General features: G+C 55.8%; 23 protein-coding genes. 7 read left to right on the plus strand and 16 right to left on the minus strand.

Annotated features, from left to right (window positions below):
* Positions 1–71: 71 nt before the first annotated feature.
* From EE949_RS18875 to EE949_RS18905, 7 genes are all read right to left on the minus strand, one after another.
* On the minus strand, positions 72–1,664 hold the full coding sequence (locus EE949_RS18875) for a flagellar hook-associated protein 3 (RefSeq protein WP_122665680.1): 1,593 nt from the start codon (positions 1,662–1,664) through the stop codon (positions 72–74).
* A 13-nt stretch (positions 1,665–1,677) separates the two neighbouring features.
* Positions 1,678–3,741: a flagellar hook-associated protein FlgK gene (gene flgK, locus EE949_RS18880; protein ID WP_122665681.1), complete on the minus strand. Its 2,064-nt coding sequence runs from the start codon at positions 3,739–3,741 to the stop codon at positions 1,678–1,680.
* A 10-nt stretch (positions 3,742–3,751) separates the two neighbouring features.
* On the minus strand, positions 3,752–4,966 hold the full coding sequence (flgJ, locus tag EE949_RS18885; RefSeq protein ID WP_122665682.1) for a flagellar assembly peptidoglycan hydrolase FlgJ: 1,215 nt from the start codon (positions 4,964–4,966) through the stop codon (positions 3,752–3,754).
* Positions 4,967–4,977: 11 nt separating this feature from the next.
* The gene (locus EE949_RS18890; protein WP_122665683.1) at positions 4,978–6,087 is read right to left on the minus strand and encodes a flagellar basal body P-ring protein FlgI; all 1,110 of its coding nucleotides are present in this window, start codon (positions 6,085–6,087) and stop codon (positions 4,978–4,980) included.
* Between the two features lie 13 nt (positions 6,088–6,100).
* A complete protein-coding gene (gene flgH, locus EE949_RS18895; RefSeq protein WP_205505169.1) occupies positions 6,101–6,784 on the minus strand; it encodes a flagellar basal body L-ring protein FlgH in 684 nt (227 codons plus the stop codon).
* Positions 6,785–6,907: 123 nt separating this feature from the next.
* A complete protein-coding gene (flgG, locus tag EE949_RS18900) occupies positions 6,908–7,696 on the minus strand; it encodes a flagellar basal-body rod protein FlgG (RefSeq protein WP_122665685.1) in 789 nt (262 codons plus the stop codon).
* 47 nt (positions 7,697–7,743) lie between these two features.
* Positions 7,744–8,481 carry a flagellar basal body rod protein FlgF gene (locus EE949_RS18905; protein ID WP_122665686.1) on the minus strand — a complete coding sequence of 246 codons (738 nt, stop codon included), beginning with the start codon at positions 8,479–8,481 and terminating at the stop codon, positions 7,744–7,746.
* A 308-nt stretch (positions 8,482–8,789) separates the two neighbouring features.
* Here EE949_RS18905 and EE949_RS18910 point away from each other — a divergent pair, with 308 nt between their 5' ends.
* Positions 8,790–8,981 (plus strand): hypothetical protein, encoded by a 192-nt coding sequence (locus tag EE949_RS18910; protein ID WP_122665687.1) that lies wholly within the window; start codon positions 8,790–8,792, stop codon positions 8,979–8,981.
* Here EE949_RS18910 and EE949_RS18915 read toward each other — a convergent pair whose 3' ends face one another.
* From EE949_RS18915 to EE949_RS18945, 7 genes are all read right to left on the minus strand, one after another.
* Entirely contained in the window at positions 8,982–10,730 is a 1,749-nt protein-coding gene (locus EE949_RS18915; protein WP_122665688.1) for a flagellar hook-basal body complex protein, read from the minus strand.
* 199 nt (positions 10,731–10,929) lie between these two features.
* Positions 10,930–12,285 carry a flagellar hook protein FlgE gene (gene flgE, locus EE949_RS18920; RefSeq protein WP_122665689.1) on the minus strand — a complete coding sequence of 452 codons (1,356 nt, stop codon included), beginning with the start codon at positions 12,283–12,285 and terminating at the stop codon, positions 10,930–10,932.
* A 28-nt stretch (positions 12,286–12,313) separates the two neighbouring features.
* On the minus strand, positions 12,314–12,994 hold the full coding sequence (locus EE949_RS18925; protein WP_122665690.1) for a flagellar hook assembly protein FlgD: 681 nt from the start codon (positions 12,992–12,994) through the stop codon (positions 12,314–12,316).
* 15 nt (positions 12,995–13,009) lie between these two features.
* Positions 13,010–13,450, minus strand: a complete 441-nt coding sequence (gene flgC, locus EE949_RS18930) for a flagellar basal body rod protein FlgC (protein WP_087273143.1) — start codon at positions 13,448–13,450, stop codon at positions 13,010–13,012.
* Between the two features lie 3 nt (positions 13,451–13,453).
* The gene (flgB, locus tag EE949_RS18935) at positions 13,454–13,861 is read right to left on the minus strand and encodes a flagellar basal body rod protein FlgB (RefSeq protein ID WP_122665691.1); all 408 of its coding nucleotides are present in this window, start codon (positions 13,859–13,861) and stop codon (positions 13,454–13,456) included.
* A 556-nt stretch (positions 13,862–14,417) separates the two neighbouring features.
* Positions 14,418–15,245 (minus strand): protein-glutamate O-methyltransferase CheR, encoded by an 828-nt coding sequence (gene cheR, locus EE949_RS18940; protein ID WP_162874708.1) that lies wholly within the window; start codon positions 15,243–15,245, stop codon positions 14,418–14,420.
* 44 nt (positions 15,246–15,289) lie between these two features.
* Positions 15,290–16,222 carry a chemotaxis protein CheV gene (locus EE949_RS18945; RefSeq protein ID WP_122665692.1) on the minus strand — a complete coding sequence of 311 codons (933 nt, stop codon included), beginning with the start codon at positions 16,220–16,222 and terminating at the stop codon, positions 15,290–15,292.
* 79 nt (positions 16,223–16,301) lie between these two features.
* On the opposite strand from EE949_RS18945, the gene flgA reads away from it, so the two are divergent.
* The 4 genes from flgA (at position 16,302) to EE949_RS18965 (ending at position 18,893) form a co-directional block, all read left to right on the plus strand.
* Positions 16,302–17,060, plus strand: a complete 759-nt coding sequence (gene flgA / locus EE949_RS18950; RefSeq protein WP_122665693.1) for a flagellar basal body P-ring formation chaperone FlgA — start codon at positions 16,302–16,304, stop codon at positions 17,058–17,060.
* Positions 17,061–17,232: 172 nt separating this feature from the next.
* Positions 17,233–17,550 carry a flagellar biosynthesis anti-sigma factor FlgM gene (gene flgM / locus EE949_RS18955; RefSeq protein WP_122665694.1) on the plus strand — a complete coding sequence of 106 codons (318 nt, stop codon included), beginning with the start codon at positions 17,233–17,235 and terminating at the stop codon, positions 17,548–17,550.
* Between the two features lie 49 nt (positions 17,551–17,599).
* A complete protein-coding gene (locus EE949_RS18960) occupies positions 17,600–18,064 on the plus strand; it encodes a flagella synthesis protein FlgN (RefSeq protein ID WP_122665695.1) in 465 nt (154 codons plus the stop codon).
* An 82-nt stretch (positions 18,065–18,146) separates the two neighbouring features.
* On the plus strand, positions 18,147–18,893 hold the full coding sequence (locus tag EE949_RS18965; RefSeq protein WP_122666116.1) for a flagellar brake protein: 747 nt from the start codon (positions 18,147–18,149) through the stop codon (positions 18,891–18,893).
* Between the two features lie 233 nt (positions 18,894–19,126).
* Here EE949_RS18965 and EE949_RS18970 read toward each other — a convergent pair whose 3' ends face one another.
* Positions 19,127–20,497 (minus strand): MFS transporter, encoded by a 1,371-nt coding sequence (locus EE949_RS18970; protein WP_122665696.1) that lies wholly within the window; start codon positions 20,495–20,497, stop codon positions 19,127–19,129.
* A gap of 54 nt (positions 20,498–20,551) precedes the next feature.
* Positions 20,552–21,793, minus strand: a complete 1,242-nt coding sequence (locus EE949_RS18975; protein ID WP_162874738.1) for a glutamine synthetase family protein — start codon at positions 21,791–21,793, stop codon at positions 20,552–20,554.
* Positions 21,794–22,166: 373 nt separating this feature from the next.
* Here EE949_RS18975 and vioA point away from each other — a divergent pair, with 373 nt between their 5' ends.
* Both vioA and EE949_RS18985 read left to right on the plus strand, forming a co-directional pair.
* Positions 22,167–23,285: a dTDP-4-amino-4,6-dideoxy-D-glucose aminotransferase VioA gene (gene vioA / locus EE949_RS18980; RefSeq protein ID WP_122665698.1), complete on the plus strand. Its 1,119-nt coding sequence runs from the start codon at positions 22,167–22,169 to the stop codon at positions 23,283–23,285.
* Positions 23,285–24,007, plus strand: a complete 723-nt coding sequence (locus EE949_RS18985; RefSeq protein ID WP_122665699.1) for a class I SAM-dependent methyltransferase — start codon at positions 23,285–23,287, stop codon at positions 24,005–24,007. Before vioA ends, EE949_RS18985 begins: the two co-directional genes overlap by 1 nt.
* The last annotated feature ends 22 nt before the right edge of the window (positions 24,008–24,029 follow it).

A 24,029-nucleotide genomic window follows, 5' to 3' on the forward strand; every position in this document is an offset into this window, starting at 1 on the left:
GCGGTGGGAGTCAGGCTATCACCTGGCTCCCTCACCGCTAAAATAAAACGGTCATTGCTCGTAGCCAGCGTTTAGATCTGGCTGAACAGGTTCAACTTGGACAGCTGGGTGAACACCATCTGCGATGCTTCCAGCATGGTCTTCTGCAAGGTCAGACGGGTAGTCGCCTCGACCGTGTCGGTATTGACGATTTTGCCTGACTCGACCTCATTGTTACCCAGCAGCATATCGTTGGTCGTGCCTTGTGCAATCGCAGCGTTCTGGCGCGCGCCCCCAGCGGAGATTGCAGTACTTACCTGTTCAGCGCTGCTGCTGATGTTGCCGAGCGCCGAGGTCAATGCCGAATTCAGTGCCTGGGTCGCCACCAGATTACCGTCGGACGGCGTGCTGATCGCGTTGATAGCAGCGGTCAACGTGTTAAGTACGTTCTCGGTTTGGTGCGTACCGGACTCGATGATGAAAATATCACCGTCGTTTGGCGGGCCACCCGCAATAGTGAAGTCAACACCGGCCACCTTGACAGTAGAGCCCGTCACCACGCCAGTTGCAACCGGAGTCTTGCCGGCCTCATAAGGCGAAGCGTACAGCTCATAGCCGTTGGCAGTGGAGTAACGCAGCGTTGCGCCGCTGCTTGGGAATGACGTGTTGAAAGCAGCCTTGTCCGCAGCGCTCGAACCCACCACTGACTTGGTGATGGCAGTACTCGATGTATTGCCCGGGTTGCGGATAGAAGTCACGCTGTCCGGGGTTGACGCTACCTCAAAACTGCGACCGGTCAACACCCCACCGGCAGCGCCCGCAGAGGCCTTTTCGGCAGCCGACAGGTTGACGTTCAGATTCAATTCCACGCCGCGGAACGTGAAGGTCTGGTTCTCGAACGTGCTGTAGTCGAAGTTACCCGTCGTCGATACTTCGCTGGTTCTGTCGTTCCCGGTGCTGTCAAATATCTGGAACGTGTTGGCACTGGTGAACGTCAAGGTGTAAGGCTCGCCGCCCTGGAAGCTGTCGTTGTAAGCCGAGGTCGACTTCACCAGGCCACTGGTCAGGCCTACTTTGCCGTCATTGGCACCGGCACTGACGGTAGACGACACACGGGTGGTGTTGACGGCCTTTTCGAAGGCCTCAAAGCCAGTGACATTACTGGGCAGCTTGAGGCCATCACCCACAGCAAGGTCGATGGTCGTCTGATCACCGTTGTAGGTATACGTCCCGTCCGAGTTCATCGAATAAGGCGGAGTCGACGACTTGGTGCCGGAGAAAATGTACTGACCGTTGGAGTCCTGGGTGTTCATCAAGCCCAGAATCTGACTTTGGATTTGCTTGAGTTCACCCGCGGTGGAAACACGGTCCGAGTCAGTGTACGAACCGTTGCCAGCCTTGATGATCAGCTCACGAGCAGACTGGATAGCCAACCCGATGCTGCTCAGCGCCGTTTCAGAGTTGTCGATATTTGTGTTGATAACGTTAATGTTCGACTTGTACTGCGTCAGCATCGAGTTCTGCTGGGACAATTGCAGGACGCGAGCAGCACCCACCGGGTCATCGCTTGCGGTATTGAGCTTCACACCGCTGGAGACTTCTTCGCCAGTCTTGAGAACGTTCGCATAGTTACGCTGATAGTTCTGAGTCGAGACTTCGTAAAACTGAGTAGTAGAAATACGCATGATTTACGATTCCTTAAAGGCTGTTGAGCAGTGTGGTGAAAATGGATTGCGCTGCTTTGATGATTTGCGACGACGCGGTGTAGTACTGCTGATACTTGATCAGGTTGGCCGCTTCTTCGTCCAGAGACACACCCGAAACAGAGTCACGTGCGGACTTGGCCTGGGTCAGAACGGCAGCGGTAGCGGTGACATCACTTTTACCCTGACTTGACCGGGTACCCACCGTGGCCACCAGATCACCGTAAGCACCGGACAGGCTGGTGCCCACGTTGCCATTGTTCACACCCACCGTTTTGGCGGTCTGCAAGGCCACTGCGGCCGTAGCGTTGCGGTTATCCGAAGAGCCCCCGCCCGTCATGGCAATGCTGAAAGTGTCATTGGGCTGCGGCGTACCGGACACCGACATTTCAATGGTCAGTGCGGCCTGCGAAACCGGAGTGGTGCTGTTGTCTGTATAGCCCACGTTGAGCTTGAGGTTGTTGCTTTGGCCAGGGATGATCGTGCCGGTAATGGCCGTACCGTTCTGATCCAGCACAGGAGCGCCCTGAGCGTTGACCAACGAGTAACTCTGAACGCCACTGGTGACCGTACCCATCACAAGACGCATCGGCGTATTGCTCTGGACGGCGTTTTTCCAGTCGGTCATTTTCGTCGTATTGTAGATATCAACCGGGCTGGTGATCGAAGGCTGAGTGAAGCCACCGGTACCGGAGTTGCTCGCACCCGCAGTCGCCGTCAGCGGCGCAGCAGCAGCGATGTCTTTCGGATCGGTCAGCGCCACAGCCAGGCCCGAAGCGCCATTGCGCGTAGGCGTCACTTTGAACACATCGCCCGGCTTCATCCCTGCGCCATTAAGGCTCAGGCTGAAGCCTTCGAACTGCTTGGGAGGATTGTCGGTCAGCGAACCCGTACCGACAGACTCACCCGTAGGCAAACGGCGCACCAGGTAGTCGTTGTCAGTAGGACCGGTGAAGGTCACTTCGTAATCGTCAGCGGTCAACGCACTGGCATTACCAATCGTCACGTTCAGGTTGCCTGAACCCGCGCTGTTAGTCGTTGCACCGGTGCTGCGCTGGGTGATCAGGGCAGCATCATTGATGCTGTTGAACAACGCAGTACCGAAGTTGCCTTTGCTGTCGATGCCTTGCATCAACTGCTTGTTGATCTGATCGGACAAGACAATAGCGACGCGGCCCAGCTCGTTGGTCGCAGGCGTCAGTACTTCAGAACGGTAACGCAGCAAACCACCGATCGAGCCGCCCGAGATCACCGACGTGACATCGGTATCAGTATTGCCATAGGTAATCTGCACGTTGTATTGCAGCGGGTCTTCTTTACTCGGTGTAGCCGACATCTTGTAGGCCGACGAGCCGCTGACCAGCGATTGTCCGGTACCGGTGTAAACGTCGTAGTTGCCATTGGTTTCAATGACTTTAACGCCCACCAGGCCACTGAGTTGGCGTACCGCTTCATTGCGCGAGTCGAGCAGACTGTTTGGCGAAGTGTTGCCGCCAGACGCCTGGGTAATCTGTTTGTTCAGGCTGGCAATGGTCGTGGTCAACTCGTTGACCTGAGTCGTGAACGTATTCAGTTGCGCGTTGACGTTTTCGTTCTGCGAAGACAGCTGCGCAGCCACTGAGTTGAAGCGCGCCGACAGCGCATTGGCCTGAGTCAGAAACGAAGAACGCTCCGCTGACTGCGTAGGGTATGTCCCGACACTTTGCAGGTCAGTGAAGAACTTCGACAACTGCGCCGCCACGCCAGTCGTGCTGTCAGACAACAAAGTATCGGTCTTGCTGGCCTGCCCGGAATAGGCGACCGCGTCCGCGCTGAGTGCAGTACTGGATTGCAATTGGGCATCAAGGTAGCTGTTGTAGATGCGGCGTACATCGGACAGGGTCGTGCCTGTGCCGATAAAGCCAACACCGATACCGATATTGCGCTGTGCCGATGCAGTGGTCATCACCTGCTGACGCGAATAACCCGCGGTATCCACGTTAGCCGTGTTGTTACCGATGGTATTGATCGCGGCACTGCTCGCGTTAATCCCGGACAACCCAATTGAAAGCAGCGACATGATTAAAACCTTATAAAGTCGTGGAAGAGCCCGTAGCGGCGGCGTAGTTCTGGTAACTCTTCATCTGTTTCGCAATCTGCGAAATCTTGCTGGCATAGTCTGGATCCGTAGCGTATCCAGCCTTCTGCAACTCTTTTACAAACTGTTCCGGGTTATCGGCAGAATTAACCACTTCTTTATAGCGATTGTTGTTCTGCAACAGGCTTACCAGGTCATGGAAGCTGTCTGCGAAGGAGTCGTAGGAACGGAAGTCCGCCGTCTCCTTGACCATCTTGCCGTCACGGAACTCACTGGTAATTGCCCGGGCTTGCGCACCGTTCCAGCTACCCGTGGCTTTGATGCCAAACAGGTTGTGGCTACTGCTACCGTCTTGCTGACGCATGATCGATTTGCCCCAGCCGGTTTCCAGCGCAGCCTGCGCCACCAATATCGCCGGATCCACGCCGATGCGCGCAGCAGCGTCCTTGGCCAGTGGCAACATGGTCGCCATGAACTCGTCAGAATTACCGAACGCGCGCTTGGCCGGAGCCAGTGGCGGTTGAGCCATGCTGCGCACGTATTGCGGTGTCGCTGGAGCCAGGTTCGGGTCCATTGTCCAGTCGCCGTTGCCGCTGCTTTTGCTCGCCACATTAGGGCGGGCAACAGGCGACAACTCGGTAGCGCCAGATGGCACGATGCCCGCCAGCAGCCGATCAGTGAGCTTGCTCGGCAACGCCAGACGCCGGGAATTGAGTGCAGCCATATCGTTGCGCCCTTCGGCGACAACGGCGGACTTGTCACTCGCCGCCGAACGGGTTGCCCACAACGGCCGCTGCTGAACGCTGGCAGCCAGACCGTTCGCAGCAGTCGAAGCATCGCCCTTTGCCGCATCAGCAGTTGCAGCCGTGTGCATGTTGCGAGTCTTGGACAACTGACGCATCAGCACATCCTGCAGCCCGATACCGTTACCGCGACCGGATAACGTCACAGAGAGCTGCTGGTCATACATGTCCTGATACTGCCGGGTTGCGGCAGTATTCATCGGGTTGTCCTTGGCCAGCACTTCGTTGGCAGAACGCATCGCCTTGAGCATCTGACTGACGAACAGCGACTCGAACTCCTGCGCAACCTTTTTCAGGTTGGCATCGCTGTTCACATCACCGGTTTTCAACGAGTTCAGGCGATTGAGGTCGGTGTAGGCACCTGAATCGACTGCTGAAGAAATCGGGCCCTTGGGCATATCCATCGACAACGTCCTCAGATCACGATCAGGTCGGCTTGCAACGCGCCGGCCTGCTTCAAGGCTTCAAGGATTGCCATCAAGTCGCCGGGCGCAGCGCCCACCTGGTTAACCGCACGGACGATCTCGTCCAGGGTGGTTCCAGGACCGAACTTGAACATCGGGTGCAGCTCTTGTTGCGCATTCAGCTTGGAGCGCGGCACCACAGCCGTCTGACCACCGGACAGCGGTCCTGGCTGGCTGACAATCGGGTCTTCGGTAATGGTCACTGTCAGACTGCCGTGCGTCACAGCCGCAGGCGAAACCTTGACGTTCTGACCGATCACGATGGTACCGGTACGCGAATTGATGATGACTTTGGCTGAGGTCTGACCCGGATCGATTTCGAGGTTTTCCAGCACCGACAGATAGTCGACACGCTGACCCGGATCCAGCGGCGCAGTCACACGCACCGAACCGCCGTCCAGCGCCTGGGCAACACCCGGGCCGAGCAGATCATTGATCTTGTCCACCACGCGCTTGGCGGTGGTGAAGTCCGAACGGTTCAGGTTCAGCGTCAGGGTATTGCCCTGGTTGAAACCGCTTGGTACAGCCCGCTCTACCGAGGCGCCGCCCGGGATACGACCGGACGACGGAACGTTGACGGTGATCTTCGAACCGTCTCGGCCTTCGGCATCAAAACCGCCCACGACCAGGTTGCCCTGAGCGATCGCATAGACGTTGCCGTCGACACCTTTCATGGGGGTCATCAACAGCGCACCGCCACGCAGGCTTTTCGAGTTACCAATCGACGAAACGGTGATGTCTACAGTCTGCCCCGGCTTGGCGAATGCAGGCAGATCGGCGTACACCGCCACCGCCGCAACGTTCTTCAACTGCACGGTACCGGAACCGGCTGGCACCTTGATGCCGAACTGAGCCAGCATGTTGTTGAAGGTCTGCAAGGTAAACGGGGTCTGTGTGGTCTGGTCACCCGTACCATTGAGCCCCACTACCAGGCCATAACCGATCAACTGGTTGGCCCGTACGCCGGAAATACTGGCGATGTCCTTCAGGCGCTCGGCATGAGCGCCGAACGCGGTGGACAACAACAGTGCGGCCGCGAGCAGTTGCTTGAGATTGATCATGTTTATCCCGCTATCAGAAAGGGAACAACGGGCTGAGGAAGAACCGGTCAAACCAGCCTGGCTGGCTCGAATCGGCAAATGCACCAGTACCTGAATACGTAATGCGCGCATCGGCCACGCGAGTGGACGAAACGGTGTTATCAGTGGCGATGTCGTCAGCGCGAACCAGACCTGCAATGCGCACCAGCTCATCACCGGTGTTCAGGGTCATCCACTTCTCGCCACGAACCGCGAGAATGCCATTGGGCATTACATCAGCCACGGTGACCGTGACTGAACCGGTCAGGCTGTTGCTCTGCGCAGCCCGACCATCACCTTCAGTGGAGCGCGCACCGTTGTAGCCTGCACTCAGGCTCAAATCGTTACGACCAATCGGGTTGTTGGTGACCAGACTGGAACCGAACAAAGAGGTCAGACCGATGTTGGCGGTGCTGTCCTTGGTGATGGCCGAGCTGGCTGCCTTGCTCGCTGCCATCCGCTCCGACAGGGTAATGGTGATGATGTCGCCCACGCGGAAAGCCTTGCGATCGCCGTAGATGTTCTGCTCAAAACCTGCCTGATAAATCGAACCGTTGTTCGCGGCTGCGGGCAGCGGTGTACGCGGCATCACCGGCGCGTAATAAGGGTCATTAGGTTTGGCATTGGGCGCAACGCAGCCTGCCAGCAGAGCGATTCCACAGAAAGGCACCACCAACATTGAAAACCGCAGAACAGATAGCCGTTTCATGACACTTAAAACCTCGCGGTGTAGCAGGCGTCAGGCAGACGCCTCGTCGAATTGAGCGGGTACAGCAACAGGTCAAACAGGTGCATCAAGGTGTTACAGATTCTGCGTCAGGTTCTGCAGCATCTGGTCAGCGGTGGAGATAACCTTGGAGTTCATCTCATAAGCGCGCTGAGTGGTGATCATGTTCACCAGTTCTTCAACGGTGCTGACGTTGGAAGCTTCCAGGGTGTTCTGCAATGTAGTACCCAGACCGTTCAAGCCAGGCGTGCCGACTTGCGGTGCACCGCTGGAGGCAGTTTCCAGGAACAGGTTGCCGCCCTGAGCCTGCAAACCGGCCGGGTTGATGAAGTCAGCAGTCTGGATGTTGCCGATGATCTGTGGCGTTGCAGCCGCACCCGCCAGGGTGATCGACACGGTGCCGTCCTGACCGACCGTGAAGGTCTGGGCGTTTTGCGGAACCACAATGGCAGGCTCCAGCGCGTAACCATTGGCGGTCACGATCTGGCCGTTGCCGTCCAGGTGGAAAGTACCGTCACGGGTGTAGGCGATAGTGCCGTCCGGCTGCATGATCTGCAGGAAACCACGACCGTTGACCGCGAGATCCAGCGGGTTGTCGGTGGTTTCCAGGCTACCGGCAGTGAAGTTCTTCTGCGTGCCGACAATGCGCACACCAGTACCCAGCTGCAGACCGGACGGCAATTCGCTGTCCTGAGTCGACTGAGCACCCGGCTGGCGCTTGATCTGATAAAGCAGGTCCTGGAATTCAGCGCGATCACTTTTAAAGCCTGTGGTCGACACGTTGGCCAGGTTGTTTGAAATGGTCGTCAGGTTCATGTCCTGAGCGGCGAGACCGGTTTTGGCTACATACAGTGCTGGAAGCATTCTTGAATCTCCTCGAGCGTCGGATCATCGACGCAAGCTATCAATCGTTAGCCTTGCAAGATGCGAGTCGCGGACTCGTCATTGGTCTCGGCGGTTTTCATCATCTTGACGTGCAATTCAAACTGGCGGGACAGCGCCAGCACGGCGGTCATTTCTTCCACGGCATTAACGTTGCTGGCCTGCAGGAAGCCCGACTCGACCTGAACGTTGGCATCTGCCGGAGCAGCGGCACCGCTCTTGAGGTGGATCAAACCATCAGGACCTTTTTCCATGGTGGACACGTCAGGTCTGACCAGCTTGATGCGGTCTACCTGGGCCATCACCTGAGCGCTTTCACCCAGCGAACGAACGCTGATGGTGCCGTCGGCGCCGATTTCAATTTGTTGCTGAGGCGGCACGGCAATAGGACCGCCATTGCCCATGACCGGCAAACCGTTGCCAGCACGAAGCACACCCACGGCGTCAATATTCATGCCTGCGCTACGGGTATAAGCCTCACCACCATCAGGAGTCTGAACGGCGATCCAGCCATCACCCTTGACCGCGATATCCAGTTCGCGACCGGTTTCGATCAATGCTCCGCCACTGAAGTCAGTACCGGGACGTTCGCTCATGGCATAGGCACGCGAAGGCTGAACCTCGCCAAATACCGGCATCGAACGCGCCTGTTCCAGGTCACGCATGAAGCCATTGGTCGATACGTTTGCCAGGTTGTTGGCATGAGCCTTTTGCGCAACGGCGTTTTCAGATGCACCGCTCATCGCGACGTAAAGCAACTTGTCCACAGTCATCCTCCTCTGACAGACGCTTGCCGCCTGTAGCTGTTCTAACAGGGAGATAGCAATATCCGGACCAACTTGTCAGGCGCGATACAAAGCACTGATTGTTCAGCAAAAACGGACACGCTAGCGGCGCTGACTGAAGTCCATGGCCGGAATGTGGCGGAGGATTGCCACATTTCGAGAGTGAAGCGGTTTGAGCCGCCAAAAAAACTACGCAAAGATTAAACCTGCGCCAGAAAATGACTCCGAATCAAACCCGCGCAGTGATAGGCTTTGCTTCAACGCAACCCATAGAGCGCCCGAACACTGACATGAAAACTCATGCAGGTTACGCCCTGATCATCGCCATAACCCTGATGATGATCACGCCCGCCAGCCAGGCCAAAAACGCCCGCTATTACAAATGGCAAGGCGCAGACCGGGTCGTCTGCGCGCAAACCAGCCCCGGCAAGGGCTGGAAACGACTTAACGGCTCCTTTATAAAGTCAGACTGCTCGATTTGATCAAGTTGACTGAATCAACGTCTGCATCAACGTCACTTCGGTGGAAATCGCTTTCGAGTTAGCCTGATAGGCTGTCTGCGCCTGAATCAACGCGATCAACTCGTCAGCCAGGGTGACGTTGGAGCCTTCCAGCGCCCCTCCGATAATCCCGCCCAGACCACCCGCGCCCGGCGCGTCGTAATCTGCCGGTCCCGAGGCAACGGTCTCGGTCCAGCGCGTATCACTTTGAGGCTGCAATCCTTGCAGATTAGCGAAATTGGCCAGCATCACCTGACCGATATTGCGGGTCAGGCCGTTACTGAATCCGCCACGTAGAATCCCGTCGCGACCAATGATCAACGCGTTCAACTGCCCTGCCGGGTGACCATCAACCTGCTGTGACGAACGACTGCTCGGCGCATTGTGCTGACGCAGAGTGGTCAAATCGATGGCAATGCCGCCATCGGCAGCTGCAGCGCCATTGGAGATCCAGCGTTCGCGACTCGTCCTGGGATCGCGAGCCATCGCGGGCACCCACCCCTCAAGTTGCAAGCTATTGGCGCCGCCATTCATCAAACCCGGCGAGCCGGTCAATGACCGCAACGAACCATCAGCATTGAATACCGCATTGGCCGTCAGCGGCTCTTTAGACTCCGGGTTCAAAGGGTTGCGGTCGTTGACCAGCACATGCATCTGCCAACTGTTCGTCCCGTCTTTGACGAAGTACTGGTTCAGCTCATGTTGCTTCCCCTGACTGTCAAAAATCACGCTGGAGAACACCCGGTTATAGGTTTTTACGTCAGCTGCCTTGAACACCGGTACCGGTCTCTCAATCACTGGATCGCCAGCATCAAGGGCGCTCATCGGACCGTCACTTAAAGGCAATGACACCGCCCCGCCACTGGCAAAACCATTGGCCACCCAGGCCCCGCCGACTTGCTTCGCCGGCCGCCAGCCCTGCAATGAAAACTCGGTATCCGATATTTTTTTGATGTGCTGGGTATTGCCAGAAAAGCGCAAGGTGCCGTCCGCAGCCTGGTTCAGCGTCACTTGCTGCGGGCTGATACTGCCCGGATTCACTGGGTTACGCCCATCAATCAGCACGTGCATTGACCACTGATTATCTTCAGTCTTGACGAAGTATTGCTTGAGCTCGTGCGCCTCGGGCGGCAATGGATCGGCACCTTCATCCATGATCGTCCGGCTGGTCATGCGCGTATAGGTCGCCGGATTTCCCGGGTCAAATACCGGCACCTGCGCCATCGAAGCCAGTGAAGCGTCCAGGTTGATATTTCCGGCAATCCGCGTAGTCGCTTTGGGTGCGATATTCGACGTGTCAATTTTCAGGTCAGCACGCACCCCTGTCATGATTTCGCCGCTGTCATTGGCGGCATACCCCTGCAGACGCCCTCCCTCGTCATCGACGACATAATCCTGCGCATCCTTGAGGAAGGCGCCCGCACGGGTGTAAGCAAGAGAGCCACGATCACTGACCACAAAAAAACCGTTGCCCTGAATCCGCATATCAAGCGGACTCCCTGAAGTGGTCATGCTCTCGCCCTGATTGAAGTTCTGCCTGACGGAGGCCAGCCGCACCCCATCACCCACCGAGTTCTGCCCGCTCCCAAGATACGAGGATGAATACAACGCAGAAAACTGCGCCCGTGATGATTTGAATCCGACAGTGCCGACGTTGGCGATATTATTGCCCGTGACTTCGAGTCTTTTATTTGCTGCTTTTATCCCACCAATAGAAACATTGAACGACATGAAAACTCCCTTTTTACCGTGATCGGTTTTTTATTGAGGAAGTTTTATTCTCACATCATCGTGCGTGGGAAATTTCCAAGGTCATTGAGTGACGCATCCGGAATTTTCTACTGACTGTAGGACCGAGTTTATTATTTAAAGCCCCATAAAAAAGCCCCTTCGAAAAGGGGCTTCTGAGCAGCTTATACAGCGACGTTTATTACGTCATCTGAATGGTAGTCTGCATGATGGTGCTCTGGGTAGAAATTGTCTTCGCGTTCGCCTGATAGTTACTTTGCGCCTTGATCAGGTTAACCAGTTCCATCGTCAGGTCCACGTTGGAATCTTCCAGCGCCTGTCCGGTGATGTCGCCCAGAGTACCCGACTGAGGAGCGCCAGTGACCGCTACACCCGAGGAAAAGGTTTCGCGCCAGTTAGTACCGCCCGCAGGAGACAAACCCTGAACGTTAGCGAAGTTGGTCAGGGAAACCTGACCAATCACTTTCGACTGACCGTTAGTGTAGGTCGCGAACATGTTGCCAGTGGAGTCGACGTTCATCGAGCTGATCTGGCCTGTTGCATAGCCATTCTGGCTCTTGGTGATTGCACCCGACACCGAAGCGGTTTGAGTGGTGGCCAACATGTCCAGCTCAATACCACCCGTTGCAGCAACGGCACCATTCCCAACCCAGTTCGGAACCGTTGCGGTACCGGTGTTGAGGGCTGGCTTCCAGTTGTTGATCTGGAGAGTACCGTCAGTATTGACCGAAACGTTGGCCAGTGCTGGCGGGACAGGTATCGGCGACTTCACTGCCGAGCTGGTAAGTTTACCGGCAGAGTCGAAGGTCAATGTAGTTACATCCGGAGTTACCACGTCCGGGCTGGTCGTTTCCGGGCTGTCGATGGTACGACCGTCAATCAGGGTATACATATCCCAGGTGTTGGTGCCAGTCTTCACGAAATACTGGTTCAGCGAGTGCTCATTACCCTGAGAGTCATACACCGGCGTGCTGAACGTGCTGTTGTAAGACTTGGTATTGGACGGGCTGAAAGGACTGACGGTCGGCGCCACTTCAGTGGAGTTCAGGTTCGACGCAATCGTTACATTGTTGGTAGGGCTAGGTGCCAGGTTGGAGGAGTCGACGCGCAGGTTCGACAAAACACCTGTTACCACATTGCCGTTGGCATCAACGTTGTAACCCTGCAGGTTCATGCCCGAGCTGTTGACGATAAAGCCTTCTTTGTCGGTATGGAATGCACCGGCACGGGTATACAGACTTTCGCCATTGTTGCTGAGCATGAAGAAGCCGTTACCGTTGATCGCCAGGTCAAGGCTGTTCGCGGTGCCGGTGGTCAGGGTGCCCTGAGTGAACTGCTGGGACACCGCTGCTGTTCTTACGCCGCTGCCGACGTTGGTGTTGCCGGAAGTACCGCGGATGGATTGCGCGTACTGGTCGGCAAACTCCACACGGGAAGCTTTGAAACCGGTGGTCGCCACGTTGGCAATGTTGTTGCCCGCCACGTCGAGGCTTTTGTTCGCCGCATAGAGCCCACTAAGACCGGTATTGAATGACATGTAACACTCCTTCGCCGTCGAGTCGGCTCTAAATTCCGATAGTTTTTACTTGGGACAGACCGATACTTTGGCCGCCGGCCAGATTGAGTACCATTTCTGCACCGTTAACCCCGGTCGTTACGCTATTGACCGTTGCAGGGAGGTAAGTCGCCAACGAAGTCGACTTGCCTTCCAGAGAACCGTTAGCCACGAAGCTGTAGTTGCCTGCAGCCACTTTTTCACCGGCTTCATTAGTGCCGTCCCAGGTGAAACTTGCGTTACCGGCAGACTGGGTGCCCATGTCAATGGTCTTGACCAGGTTCAACTGCGGGTCATAAATCTTCACAGTTGTGACCGAACTCGCCGACGGCACAACGACCGAACCGGTCATGCCTTTGGTGGTATCGACGGTGGTCGAACCGGCATTGACGATGACCGAACGCCCAACCAGCGAAGACGCCTGCAGTGCTTGCGACGATTGATACAGGCCAGCAATGCTGTCAACTGTCGTCGTCAGGTTCTGCATGCTTTCCAGGCTGCTGAACTGCGCCAACTGGGCAACGAACTCACCGTTGTCTTGTGGCTCCAGCGGGTTCTGGTTTTTCATCTGGGTAACCAGCAACTGCAGGAAAGCATCTTTGCCCAGCGCGTCATTCTTCGACGAAGAAGATGCGGCAGGGTTTTGCAATTTATTTACAAAATTCGTTGATACATCGTTTTCAATGGCCATGTTGTTCGCCTTTTATCACTGACCGAGGGTCAGGACCTTCTGCATCATTGATTTGGCGGTATTCATGATTTCCGCGTTGGTCTGGAACGAACGACTGGCAGAAATCATATCGGCCATTTCTTCAACGACGTTCACGTTCGGGTAGTACACGTAGCCATTGCCATCGGCAGACGGGTGGTTGGGCTCGTAGCGTGCTTCCAGGTTGGAGGCATCTTCAATAATGCCGTTTACCTGAACGCCCTGCCCGGCTTCGCCCTGCTCTTGAAACAGCGAACCGCCGCCTTGCTGGCTTTGCTGGAAAACCGTCGCGAACACCGGGTGACGGGCGCGATAGGTTTGATCCATGCTCGAAGACACGGTTTCGGCGTTGGCGATGTTACTGGCGGTGGTATTCAAACGAGTGGTTTGAGCACTCATGCCGCTACCGGCAATATTGAAGACGTTGGCTAGAGACATGAATTACTCTCCGCGAAGGGCTGCAACCAGCCCTTTGAATTTACTGTTGAGCAGGGTAAAGCTGGCCTGGAAACCCACGGAGTTCTCCGCGTAGTTGGCGCCTTCAACCTGAGCGTCTACGGTGTTCTGATCCAGCGACGGAGCAGACGGTGTGCGGTACATCAAGGTACCGTCTGTGTTGCCCAGGCCTTCAGCTTCGATATGACGGTTATTGGTCATGTTCAGGCCAAACTTGCCGTTTTTTGCCTTGTCGCTTTCTGCGGCCAGCACGGACGAGAAGTCCAGATCGCGGGCCTTGTAGTTAGGCGTATCGGCGTTGGTGATGTTGTTGGCAAGCACTTCGGCACGCTGAGCGCGAAAGCTCAGTGCCTTTTCGTGAATGCCTAGCGCTTTATCGAAGCTGATGCTCATTTCGGGAAACCTTTACCGGTTGACCAGATTTTCTTGATAGAGACATAGCAATCAGCGTGCCAACCTGAGAAACGCCGTGTTTCAAGGGGTTGCCGGGATGGCAGGCAGTGGCAATGCCAGAAAAGCGGCAAGTCATTTCCGCTGGAAGTGGCATAAGCGGCAAGGTGAACGCCGTAAAGTTGCCAGTTTCCGTTCAGACAGACCGCATCATCGTTTTTCGCGAGCAAGCTCGGCTCCCACAGGCTTAGCGCTGCCCGCCGGAGCCGAACTTGCTCGCGAAAAACGATGATGCGATATGCCGGTTGGACTGTGGGCAGCGTCAAAACAGCAAATTGCCGCCTCTAATCAAACAACATGCAAATTACTGGATTGAAATGCTTTTTCTGTAGGAGCTGCCGAAGGCTGCGAAGCATTTATCCTGACACACCGCGATCGCAGCCTTCGGCAGCTCCTACAGGCCACATGTTTGCCGCAAGGCAGCGTGCTGCCATGGACACAGGGGCAGCGCCCAACAAAAAAGAGACCCGAAGGTCTCTTCTTTAAACAGCACAGATGCTTATTTAGCCTGGTAAATAATCCCCGGGCTGCACTGCACCATCTGGTAGTGATCCGGCAAACCGTTCAACGCCTCGGAAGCACCCAGGAACAGATAGCCACCCGGCTTGAGCGTGCCGTGAATGCGCAGCAGGATGTCTTTCTTCACCTCGGCCGAAAAATAGATCAGCACGTTGCGGCAAAAGACGATATCGAACTTGCCCAGACTCGCATAGCTGTCGAGCAGGTTGAAGGCGCGGAACTCGACCCGACTCTTGATCGGCGCCTTCACAACCCAACGCCCCGGCGACTTGACGTCGAAATAGCGCTGAAGCCGATCTGGAGACAAGCCTCGCCCGATCGCCAGGCTGTCGTATTCGCCTGACTTGCAGTTGGTGAGCATCAGACCCGATAGATCGGTGGCAACAATCTGCGCGCCAGATTTAAGCTGGCCAGGATTACTGCGCTCGAACTCGTCGATGGTCATCGACAGCGAGTACGGTTCCTGCCCCGAAGAACAGGCTGCCGACCAAATGCGCAGACGCTGACCGGGGGCAGCCTTGATCGCCTCCGGCAGAACCTTGTTCTTCATGACCTCAAACGGATAGGTATCGCGAAACCACAAGGTCTCGTTAGTCGTCATCGCATCCACCACTTGCTCACGCAAACCGCTGCGTGGCTGTGTCTGGATACGTTGAATCAACTCACCAAGCGTCTTGATGCCGTTTTGTTCCATCAACTTGTTGAGGCGACTGGAAACCAGGTACTGCTTGTTTTCACCCAAAAGGATGCCACAGGCTTTTTCCAAAAATACCCGGAACTGCTCGAAATCCAAATTACCCGTAGCCAAAATGCCGCCTCTCAAATCATGTAAAACCACCAGGAGCGACGCCCCTAGCTGATGTCCGCTGCCTTGATTCTGTCAACAACCCGCGCCGCCAGATCATCAGGCCGGAATTTGGCGAGGAAGTCATCCGCACCGACCTTCTTCACCATAGCCTGATTGAACACACCCGACAGGGAAGTGTGCAAAACGATGTGCAATTTTTGCATCCGGGGATCGTTACGAATCTCGGAGGTAAGCGTGTAACCGTCCATTTCCGGCATCTCAATGTCGGAAATCATCATCAAAAACTCTTCTTCCGGCTTCTTGCCCTCAGCGACGATCTGCTTCAGATACTCCAAAGCCTGACGACCATCGTTGAGCGCGACCACTTCCACACCCACAGTCTGCAGGCAGCGGCTCACCTGTTTGCGTGCCACTGAGGAGTCATCCACGGTCAGCACCCGCAGAGAAATAGCCTTGTGGTGGGTCTCTTCATCGATCACGCCAACGGAAACGGATTCCGACATTGGCGCGACTTCGGCGAGAATTTTCTCGACGTCGATGATTTCCACCAACTGGTTATCGACCCGCGTTACAGCCGTCAGGTAGTGATCGCGGCCGGTGCCCTTGGGTGGCGGATGGATCTCTTCCCAGTTCATGTTCACGATGCGCTCAACCGAGTCCACCAGAAAACCCTGAACCTTGGTGTTGTACTCAGTGATGATCACGAACGCGTTATCAATCGACATCTGCCCTGGCAAACCGGTCGCCATGGCCAGGTCGAGAATAGGGATCGTGCCGCCACGAATATTTGCCACGCCCCGAACGATTCGACTGGATTTAGGCATCACGGTGAGCTTGGGGCATTGCAGCACCTCCTTCACCTTGAAAACGTTAATCCCGTAAAGCTGTTTGCCGTTGAGACGGAACAACAACAGCTCAAGGCGATTCTGCCCAACCAGCTGCGTACGCTGGTTAACTGAATCCATTACACCGGCCATGCTGCGACTCCCCTATCAAAGTAACCATCGCCACAGCACCTGATCAGGTAAGCGGCACGGGCCTTGCTTTTTATACGTCATGAATGCAAAAACGACAATTTCCCGACACACGATTTTCAAGAACCGCAGCCTGCTTTGTTCGTTGGCCCTGCTGTGCCTGACAACCTTGGCGAATTACAGCCGGGCCGACAGTTTTACAATGCCTGAACAGCTTATCGGCGTCACTCAGGGGTTTCTTGAATTCACAGTTGAAGACTATTTGGCGACCAGTCAGATCGAAGGTCGCTTTGAAATTGAAGTACGGCAACTGGACCCGCGTCTGCGCATGCCGCTCTGTGACAAGGAATTGACAGCCAGCCTCGAAAGCCCGCGACCTGTGGGCCGCGTCACAACGCGCGTACGCTGCGAAGGCTCGTCGCCATGGACCGTATTCGTACCCGCTCAAGTGCGCCTGTTCCGCAACGTCGTCACCGCCGTCAGACCGCTCAAGCGCGACGCGATCGTGACAGAGCAGGACATTGCAATGCGCGAGCGAGACATCGGCCTGCTGGGCCAAGGCTTTCTGTCTGCCGAAGATCAGGCCGTGGGGCAGAAAATCCTCCGACCAATGGTCATCGATCAAATCATTGCGCCCAATTTTCTGGAGCAGCCGCAGATGGTGCGCAAAGGCGACCAGGTGGTGATTACTGCGCGAAGCGGCTCCATTGCTGTACGAATGCCCGGCGAAGCACTCTCCGACGGGACTTTCAACGAGCAGATACGGGTGCGCAACCTCAATTCCAAACGAATCATAAAGGCCAACATTACCGGCCCGGGACAGGTGGAGGCACCTATGTGACCTGAGAGAACGCTGGCGTCAAACGCTTGTTTTTCCTAGACTGCGAAACAATGTCTGCGGTTTGAGGTCCATTTCTGCGCATATCGCAAATGGATTTCACTTAGCAGGCTAAAGTTTTTCTGCATTTGGTCGAAACCATGGCAAGCGTCCAAACACCAGAGGAGTTTCTATCATGGTAATCGACTTCAACCGACTCAATAGTGGTAACGCAGTAAGCGGCACATCCCGTACAGGTAGCGCCAAAGAAGCAGGCAAGGCAGATGCAACGGTTGCGACCGCAGCATCAGAAAAAACCAGCAGCACCGGTGAATCCGTAAAGCTGAGCAGTGAGGCTCAACAGTTGCAAAAGATCACTGATAAGTTGGGCGACCTGCCGACCGTCAACAGCGCCCGTGTGGCAGAGTTGAAACTGGCAATCGCCAATGGCAGCTATCAAGTGGACAGCAACCGTGTAGCCAGCAAGCTGCTTAATTTCGAAGCTCAGCGCTAGCCCAACGCTCGCGCTGGATCTTCTGGACGCTTAAAAACCAGAGCATGCGATGCAAGACACTACTTTGCTCCAACTGATGATCGACGATATGGTCCCTGCCCAGCAGTTGCTGGAAATTCTGCAGGCCGAATCTCTCGCCCTCCACGGCCGCGACATGGTCGAAATGGAGCATGTGCTTGCCAAAAAGCAGGCACTGGTGATTTTGCTTGAGCAACATGGCCGCAAGCGCAGCCAGATTCTCAGCGGATTGGGATTGAGTCAGGATCGTCAGGGCCTCAGCACACTCGCCGACAACTCGTCAGTAGGCGAGCAATTGATGAAGGCCGGAGACGAGTTGAGCGCATTGATTAATCAGTGCCAGCAACTCAACACTCAAAACGGCAGTTCTATCCAGATGCAGCAGGCCTCTACTGCGCATCAATTACGGATACTGACCGGCGATATGCCCACGCTGTATGACAGCCGGGGATCGACATCGGGACGTGCAAAGCCACGTCCGTTAAGCCAAGCGTAGTTTTCTGTATCAAGGCGCTTTGCATGCTGGCAAAATGCCTGTCATTGCGTTGCTGTCGTATTTTGCCTGGAGATGGAAAAAAGTGAATGGCTCAAGTGCGGAAGATGCTCCGCAGCCCCCGAAGGTACTCGATACGCCTTTGGAAATTGCCGCCAACTTGCGGCTGCTACTTGAAAGTCATGATCCTCTGATCATTACTTTTCATGAGCGTACCCAGCGCTTTCAGAGCTATCTGATCGAGGTCAACCGCGAAAGCGATGTCATTGCCCTCGACGAAATGATCCCTCGTGACGGCGAAAAATTCCTGGCCAATGGCGAAGCTTACCGGGTCGAAGGCTTCCATGATGGTGTACGTATCGCGTGGGAAAGCAGCGCGCAGATGACCATTCATGAGGCCGACGGTGAGCGTTTCTACCGCGGCCCTATGCCTGCGGAAGTCATTTACCATCAACGTCGCAACGCGTTCCGCGCGGCATTGAAGCTCGCCCAGTTGGTCAGCGTCGAGATGGGCGGCGACCGGCTCAAGTTTCCGCTAAGCGGCAAACTGCTGGATATTTCGGCGACCGGCTGCAAGCTTCGCTTTGAAGGTGACGTTTCCGAGCGCATGCAATTGGGCCAGGTGTACGAGCGTTTTGTGGCTCAGTTGCCGTTTGGCACCATGACTGCTCCGGTTGAATTGCGCTATCTGCACTTCGAAGAAAGGGTCAACACGACGTTTGCCGGGATTCGCTTTCACAACATGAGCGGGCTGGTGCAACGTCAGGTTGAGCGTTTCGTGTACCAACTGCAGCGAGAAGCGCGTCGCTTCGACAAGGACGACGACTTCTGACAGCGGTTTCAAGCTGTTAAAAAGGCGATTACGCGGTGAGCGTAATCGCCTTTTTTGTGGTTTGACCACAGATCTCAATCTGAACTGACTTCCCCAAAAACCGAACCTTGTCCTGACCTTTTTTATAATCGCGCGCTGACGTGGGACCGGCTTCAGCCGGGAAGGCTGCCTTGCTGGCAACATATATGCGTTGGCTGTGCCAGCCCAATCCCGGCTAAAGCCGGTTCCACGATCTAAGGCCGATTAATCTCTTCATCTTTCACATCCACCACAGCCTCGTCTTGCGCCTTAGGCTCAACCGGCTGTTCAACTTCAGCCTCGGGTTCAGCCGCTGGCTCGACCGTGGTCTGCATCTGATCCTGGACCACTTGCTCATCAACCCGCGGGTCAAGCGCAACCACCAGTGGCGAACTGGACATGCTGTCTGGCATTGCGACGTGATGCAGTGGCGCGTCGTCCACCTGGTGCAAGTGAGTGACAGCTTTAGGGCGGATCAGGAACACCAGCGACAGTGACGTCAGACAGACGAAGGCATAAAGCATATTGCTGCCCAGCGCCTTCATCAGCGCACCGGCCGCCAGCGGACCGATACTGGCGCCGATACCAAAGGTCATCAGCAACATTGCCGTCAGCGATACCCTACGCTCGCCTTCAACGTGGTCATTGGCGAAAGCGACGGCCAGAGGATAAAGACTGAACTGAACCAGCGAAACCACAAACCCCACCAGAAACAAAACTTCCAGAGGCATGCTGGGCAGCACTGCCAACGGCAACGCCACGACCGTCAACACGGCGGCAAAGGCTCGCATCAACTGAGCACGATCATAACGGTCAGAAAGAAGCCCCAATGGCCACTGAACCATCAGGCCGGCCAGAATACAGCACGCCATGAACATACCGACATGCTCGGTCGACAGCCCCTGTTGCGCTGCGTACAGGGGAGCCAGACCATAGAAAGCACCGACGATCAGCCCTGCCCCCAATACGGTCGTCAGCGACTGAGGCACCCGACTGATGAAGAACCGTGGCTCCAGAGGCGCGGGATGCAAGGGTGCCGGGTGAATACTACGGGTCATGGCCACAGGGACCAGACACAAGGCAAAACACATCGCTACCAGCATCAGCAGCTCTGGCCCCAACCCGGGGTGGACCACCAGGATCATCTGCCCCAGCACCAGCCCCATGTAGGACGCGATCATATAACCGCTGAAGACCATGCCACGCTGCTTGGGAGCTGCCTGTTCGTTCAACCAGCTCTCGATCACCATGTATTGGCACATCATGCCCAGGCCCACGATCATCCGCAGGAACAGCCACACGGGCAGCCAGTCAATCAGCCCAAGACCCAGCACGGCTGCGCCGACAATACCCGCACAGGTCGCGTAGGCACGAATATGCCCGACACGCCCGATCAGCCGATGCCCTACTTTGCCACCCAGTACCAACCCCACATAGTTGGCGGCCATCAGCGCACCGATCCACAGACCATCGACCTGATCAGCGGACAATCGCAAGGCAAGGTACGTACTCAGAAGACCGGAGCCGGTCAACATCATCAGGGAGGCGAAATACAGACCCTGAAAAGACTTCCAGATTTGGCGCATCGACTTTCCAAAAATAAGGAGTCGTCAGAATGGACGGCTCCGATAACACGACTCTTAAGCCTGGGCAGCCAGAATGCGCCTTTCCCAGGGGGTGATTTCATCGAAGAAACTGGTCAGCTCCAGGGTCTTCGATGCGATGTAGCCTTCGATGAACTCAACGCCAAACAGTTCCTTGGCCAACTGACTGCGTTTCAGACGCTCCAGAGCGGCGTGCAAGGTACATGGCAACGACAATTCATCCGGCACATGGATGTCCCCCTGTATCGGCGGCGTCGGCTCCAACTGATGATCAATGCCATGAAGCCCCGCGGCCAGGCTGGCGGCTATCGCCAGATAGGGATTGGCATCGGCGCCCGGCAAGCGGTTCTCGACCCGTCTGGCCGATGGGCCGCTGGCCGGGATACGTAATCCTGCTGAACGATTGTCATGGGACCAGCAGGCGTTGTTCGGCGACGCAAAGGGATGGCACAGGCGCTGATACGAGTTCACATTCGGCGCGAACAGCGCGGTGAAATCAGCCATGCAGGCTTGCTGACCGGCAATAAAATGCCGGAACAACGCGGTAGGTTCGCCCTGCTCGTCACTGAATACGTTCGAACCGGTAACCGAGTCGACCACACTCTGATGGATATGCATTGAGCTGCCCGCCGTTTGCGCCAGCGGCTTGGCCATGCACACCACGATCAAACCGTGCTTGAGCGCAACTTCCTTGAGCAGGTGCTTGAACAGAAACGTCTGGTCGGCCAGCAGCAGCGGATCGCCATGCAGCAAATTGATCTCGAACTGACTCACACCCATTTCATGCATGAAGGTGTCACGGGGCAAACCCAGCGCCGCCATGCATTTATAGATCTCGCTGAAGAACGGTCGCAAGCCGTTGTTGGAGCTGACACTGAACGCAGAGTGACCTTCTTCGCGACGGCCATCAATCCCGCAAGGCGGCAGAAACGGCTTGGCTGGATCTGGATTCGGAGCAAAGACAAAGAACTCCAGCTCGGTCGCCACAACAGGCGCCAGACCGCGCTCGGTATACCTGGCAATCACCGCCTTGAGCTGGCTACGGGTCGATAGATTACAAAACCCGCCACCAAGCTCCTCGGCATCGCAGATCGCCAACGCACGAGGCTCCGTACTCCATGGCAAACGGTGGATCTGTTGGGCGTCAGGAACCATTGCCACGTCACCGTCATCGCTTCCGTAAAAACGCGACGGCGGGTAACCGCCCATGATGCATTGCAGCAAAACCCCACGCGCCATCTGCAAACGGCGTCCTTCGAGGAAGCCTGCTGCGGTCATTACCTTGCCGCGAGGTACGCCATTCAAATCGGGTGTGACGCACTCGATTTCATCTATGCCCGTCAGCTGTTGCGCGAGATGGGCGTCGTAGCCAGTCATCATTCAGTCCTTGATCAATCAGGTCGCAGAGGGCGACCTGCACAAAATACGCACCGGGTGTTCTGAGTTTCAAGCATTCGATAAAAAAACTACCCGGCTACCACCATCGCTCCCAGTGCATGCAGCACCTCTTGGCTCATATCAACATTGGCCGATTTTTTGCTTTGCTCTGCTTAGATTCTTTGGCTGCCATTTTTATGTCAAAGAGCAGGACCGGCATATCCACTTGCCGCGCTGCCGAGACCGCCAGGTCCACATAATTAGAGATTTGCCCATGAGTAAAGCGATTCCTGTCACCCGTCCTCTGCTTCCCCCTCTGGAGGAGTTCGTACCCTATCTGCAGCAAATCTGGGACAGCAATCAGCTTACTAACTGCGGCCCGTTTCATCAGCAACTCGAGCATGAGCTGGCCGACTATCTGGGTGTCGAACACCTGTCATTGTTTTCCAATGGCACCCTGGCGTTGCTCACCGCCCTGCAGGCTCTGCGCATCACGGGAGAAGTCATCACCACGCCCTATTCGTTCGTGGCCACTGCGCACTCGCTATTGTGGAACGACCTGAAACCGGTGTTCGTTGATATCGACCCCAACACCTATAACCTGAACCCTGATCGCATCGAGGAGGCCATCACCCCGGCCACTACCGCGATCATGCCGGTTCATTGCTACGGCATCCCTTGCGATGTAGAGCGTATTCAGCAGATCGCCGATCGCTATGGCCTAAAAGTCATCTACGACGCAGCTCACGCTTTTGGCGTACGTCATCAAGGCCGGAGCCTGCTGAGCCATGGCGATCTGTCCATCCTCAGTTTCCACGCGACCAAGGTGTTCAATACCTTTGAAGGTGGCGCCATCGTTTCCCACGATGCAAAAACCAAGCAGCGGATCGACTACCTGAAAAACTTTGGCTTCGCAGACGAGGTCACCGTCGTCGCACCAGGCATCAACGGCAAAATGAGCGAAGTGAACGCCGCATTTGGCTTGCTGCAACTCAAGTACATTGATGACGCTCTGGCCAAACGCAAACGCATCGACACCCTGTATCGGGAAGCACTCCAGGCAATTCCTCACGTAGAGGTAATCTGGGAGACCCAGGATCAGCATAACTATTCCTATTTCCCGGTCTTGGTGAAGCCCGGCTTCCCGTTAACGCGTGATGCGCTGTACCAGCGGTTCCGTGATCAGGAGATTTTAGTTCGTCGCTACTTCTATCCGCTCATCTCCGAATTCCCGATGTATCGCGGTCTTGAATCCGCCAAGCCCGGGCGACTGCCCATCGCGAGCAGTATCTCCAGCCAGATTTTGTGTTTGCCCATTTATGACAGCCTCACTGATGACGCCTTCGAAAGCATCATTGCCGTGCTCGTCTCTGCCAGTAATGAGAAGAAATAATGCGAACTTGCCCGGTCTGCTCAAACCGCTTCCCCAACTTCTACCCGTTTTCGCCACAGCAACTGAAGATACTTCATCGTCTGAATGTATTTTATTCGGCAGACGATTTCGAAACCCTCAATCTCGGGCAATACAGTTGCCCTGAATGCACGGCCTCGGACCGTGATCGCCTGTACGCGCTTTTTGCCTCATATCTACTGAAACATCCAGACGGCAAGCCACTGAGAATTCTCGATATCGCACCGGCTCCCGTGCTGTCGCAATTCCTGCGCAATCTGCCGAATGCCGTGTATCGCTCCGCCGACCTGTTCTCCCCGTTGGCCGACGATATCGTCGATATCATGGACATGAATATTTATGCCGATGAGTCTTTTGACTTCATCGTTTGCTCCCATGTGCTGGAGCACGTCTCCGACGATTCTCTGGCGATAGCAGAGTTACACCGAGTACTGGCTAGAGGTGGCGCCGCCATCCTGATGGTACCGCTGCTGCTGACCATCACCGAAACCGATGAGGATCCGACCGAACAGAGTGTGGATGAGCGCTGGGCACGCTTTGGCCAAGACGATCACGTACGCCTGTATGCCAAGCAGGACTTCATTACCCGCCTGAAAAAAGGTGGCTTTCAGGTTGATGAGCTGGGCACCGAATCCTTTGGCAGCGGCACCTTCAAGAAGCACGGCATTACTGAACAGTCCGTTCTGTACATAGGCCGAAAGTGACGCACTTGGTTTGCATGATCGT

It is taken from the genome of Pseudomonas viridiflava (assembly GCF_900602065.1).
Classification (GTDB): Bacteria; Pseudomonadota; Gammaproteobacteria; order Pseudomonadales; family Pseudomonadaceae; genus Aquipseudomonas.

What these genes read in the sequence shown, in the direction of transcription:
- flgJ (WP_122665682.1), bottom strand. Translation starts at nt 4,966, where the DNA reads ATGGATATGCCCAAGGGCCCGATTTCTTCAGCAGTCGATTCAGGTGCC.
- flgG (WP_122665685.1), bottom strand. Translation starts at nt 7,696, where the DNA reads ATGCTTCCAGCACTGTATGTAGCCAAAACCGGTCTCGCCGCTCAGGAC.
- EE949_RS18925 (WP_122665690.1), bottom strand. Translation starts at nt 12,994, where the DNA reads ATGGCCATTGAAAACGATGTATCAACGAATTTTGTAAATAAATTGCAA.
- flgH (WP_205505169.1), bottom strand. Translation starts at nt 6,784, where the DNA reads ATGTTGGTGGTGCCTTTCTGTGGAATCGCTCTGCTGGCAGGCTGCGTT.
- vioA (WP_122665698.1), top strand. Translation starts at nt 22,167, where the DNA reads ATGAGTAAAGCGATTCCTGTCACCCGTCCTCTGCTTCCCCCTCTGGAG.
- flgM (WP_122665694.1), top strand. Translation starts at nt 17,233, where the DNA reads ATGGTAATCGACTTCAACCGACTCAATAGTGGTAACGCAGTAAGCGGC.
- EE949_RS18985 (WP_122665699.1), top strand. Translation starts at nt 23,285, where the DNA reads ATGCGAACTTGCCCGGTCTGCTCAAACCGCTTCCCCAACTTCTACCCG.
- EE949_RS18910 (WP_122665687.1), top strand. Translation starts at nt 8,790, where the DNA reads ATGAAAACTCATGCAGGTTACGCCCTGATCATCGCCATAACCCTGATG.
- EE949_RS18960 (WP_122665695.1), top strand. Translation starts at nt 17,600, where the DNA reads ATGCAAGACACTACTTTGCTCCAACTGATGATCGACGATATGGTCCCT.
- EE949_RS18975 (WP_162874738.1), bottom strand. Translation starts at nt 21,793, where the DNA reads ATGACCGCAGCAGGCTTCCTCGAAGGACGCCGTTTGCAGATGGCGCGT.
- EE949_RS18915 (WP_122665688.1), bottom strand. Translation starts at nt 10,730, where the DNA reads ATGTCGTTCAATGTTTCTATTGGTGGGATAAAAGCAGCAAATAAAAGA.
- EE949_RS18890 (WP_122665683.1), bottom strand. Translation starts at nt 6,087, where the DNA reads ATGATCAATCTCAAGCAACTGCTCGCGGCCGCACTGTTGTTGTCCACC.
- flgB (WP_122665691.1), bottom strand. Translation starts at nt 13,861, where the DNA reads ATGAGCATCAGCTTCGATAAAGCGCTAGGCATTCACGAAAAGGCACTG.
- flgE (WP_122665689.1), bottom strand. Translation starts at nt 12,285, where the DNA reads ATGTCATTCAATACCGGTCTTAGTGGGCTCTATGCGGCGAACAAAAGC.
- flgK (WP_122665681.1), bottom strand. Translation starts at nt 3,741, where the DNA reads ATGTCGCTGCTTTCAATTGGGTTGTCCGGGATTAACGCGAGCAGTGCC.
- flgA (WP_122665693.1), top strand. Translation starts at nt 16,302, where the DNA reads ATGAATGCAAAAACGACAATTTCCCGACACACGATTTTCAAGAACCGC.
- EE949_RS18970 (WP_122665696.1), bottom strand. Translation starts at nt 20,497, where the DNA reads ATGCGCCAAATCTGGAAGTCTTTTCAGGGTCTGTATTTCGCCTCCCTG.
- EE949_RS18945 (WP_122665692.1), bottom strand. Translation starts at nt 16,222, where the DNA reads ATGGCCGGTGTAATGGATTCAGTTAACCAGCGTACGCAGCTGGTTGGG.
- EE949_RS18875 (WP_122665680.1), bottom strand. Translation starts at nt 1,664, where the DNA reads ATGCGTATTTCTACTACTCAGTTTTACGAAGTCTCGACTCAGAACTAT.
- flgC (WP_087273143.1), bottom strand. Translation starts at nt 13,450, where the DNA reads ATGTCTCTAGCCAACGTCTTCAATATTGCCGGTAGCGGCATGAGTGCT.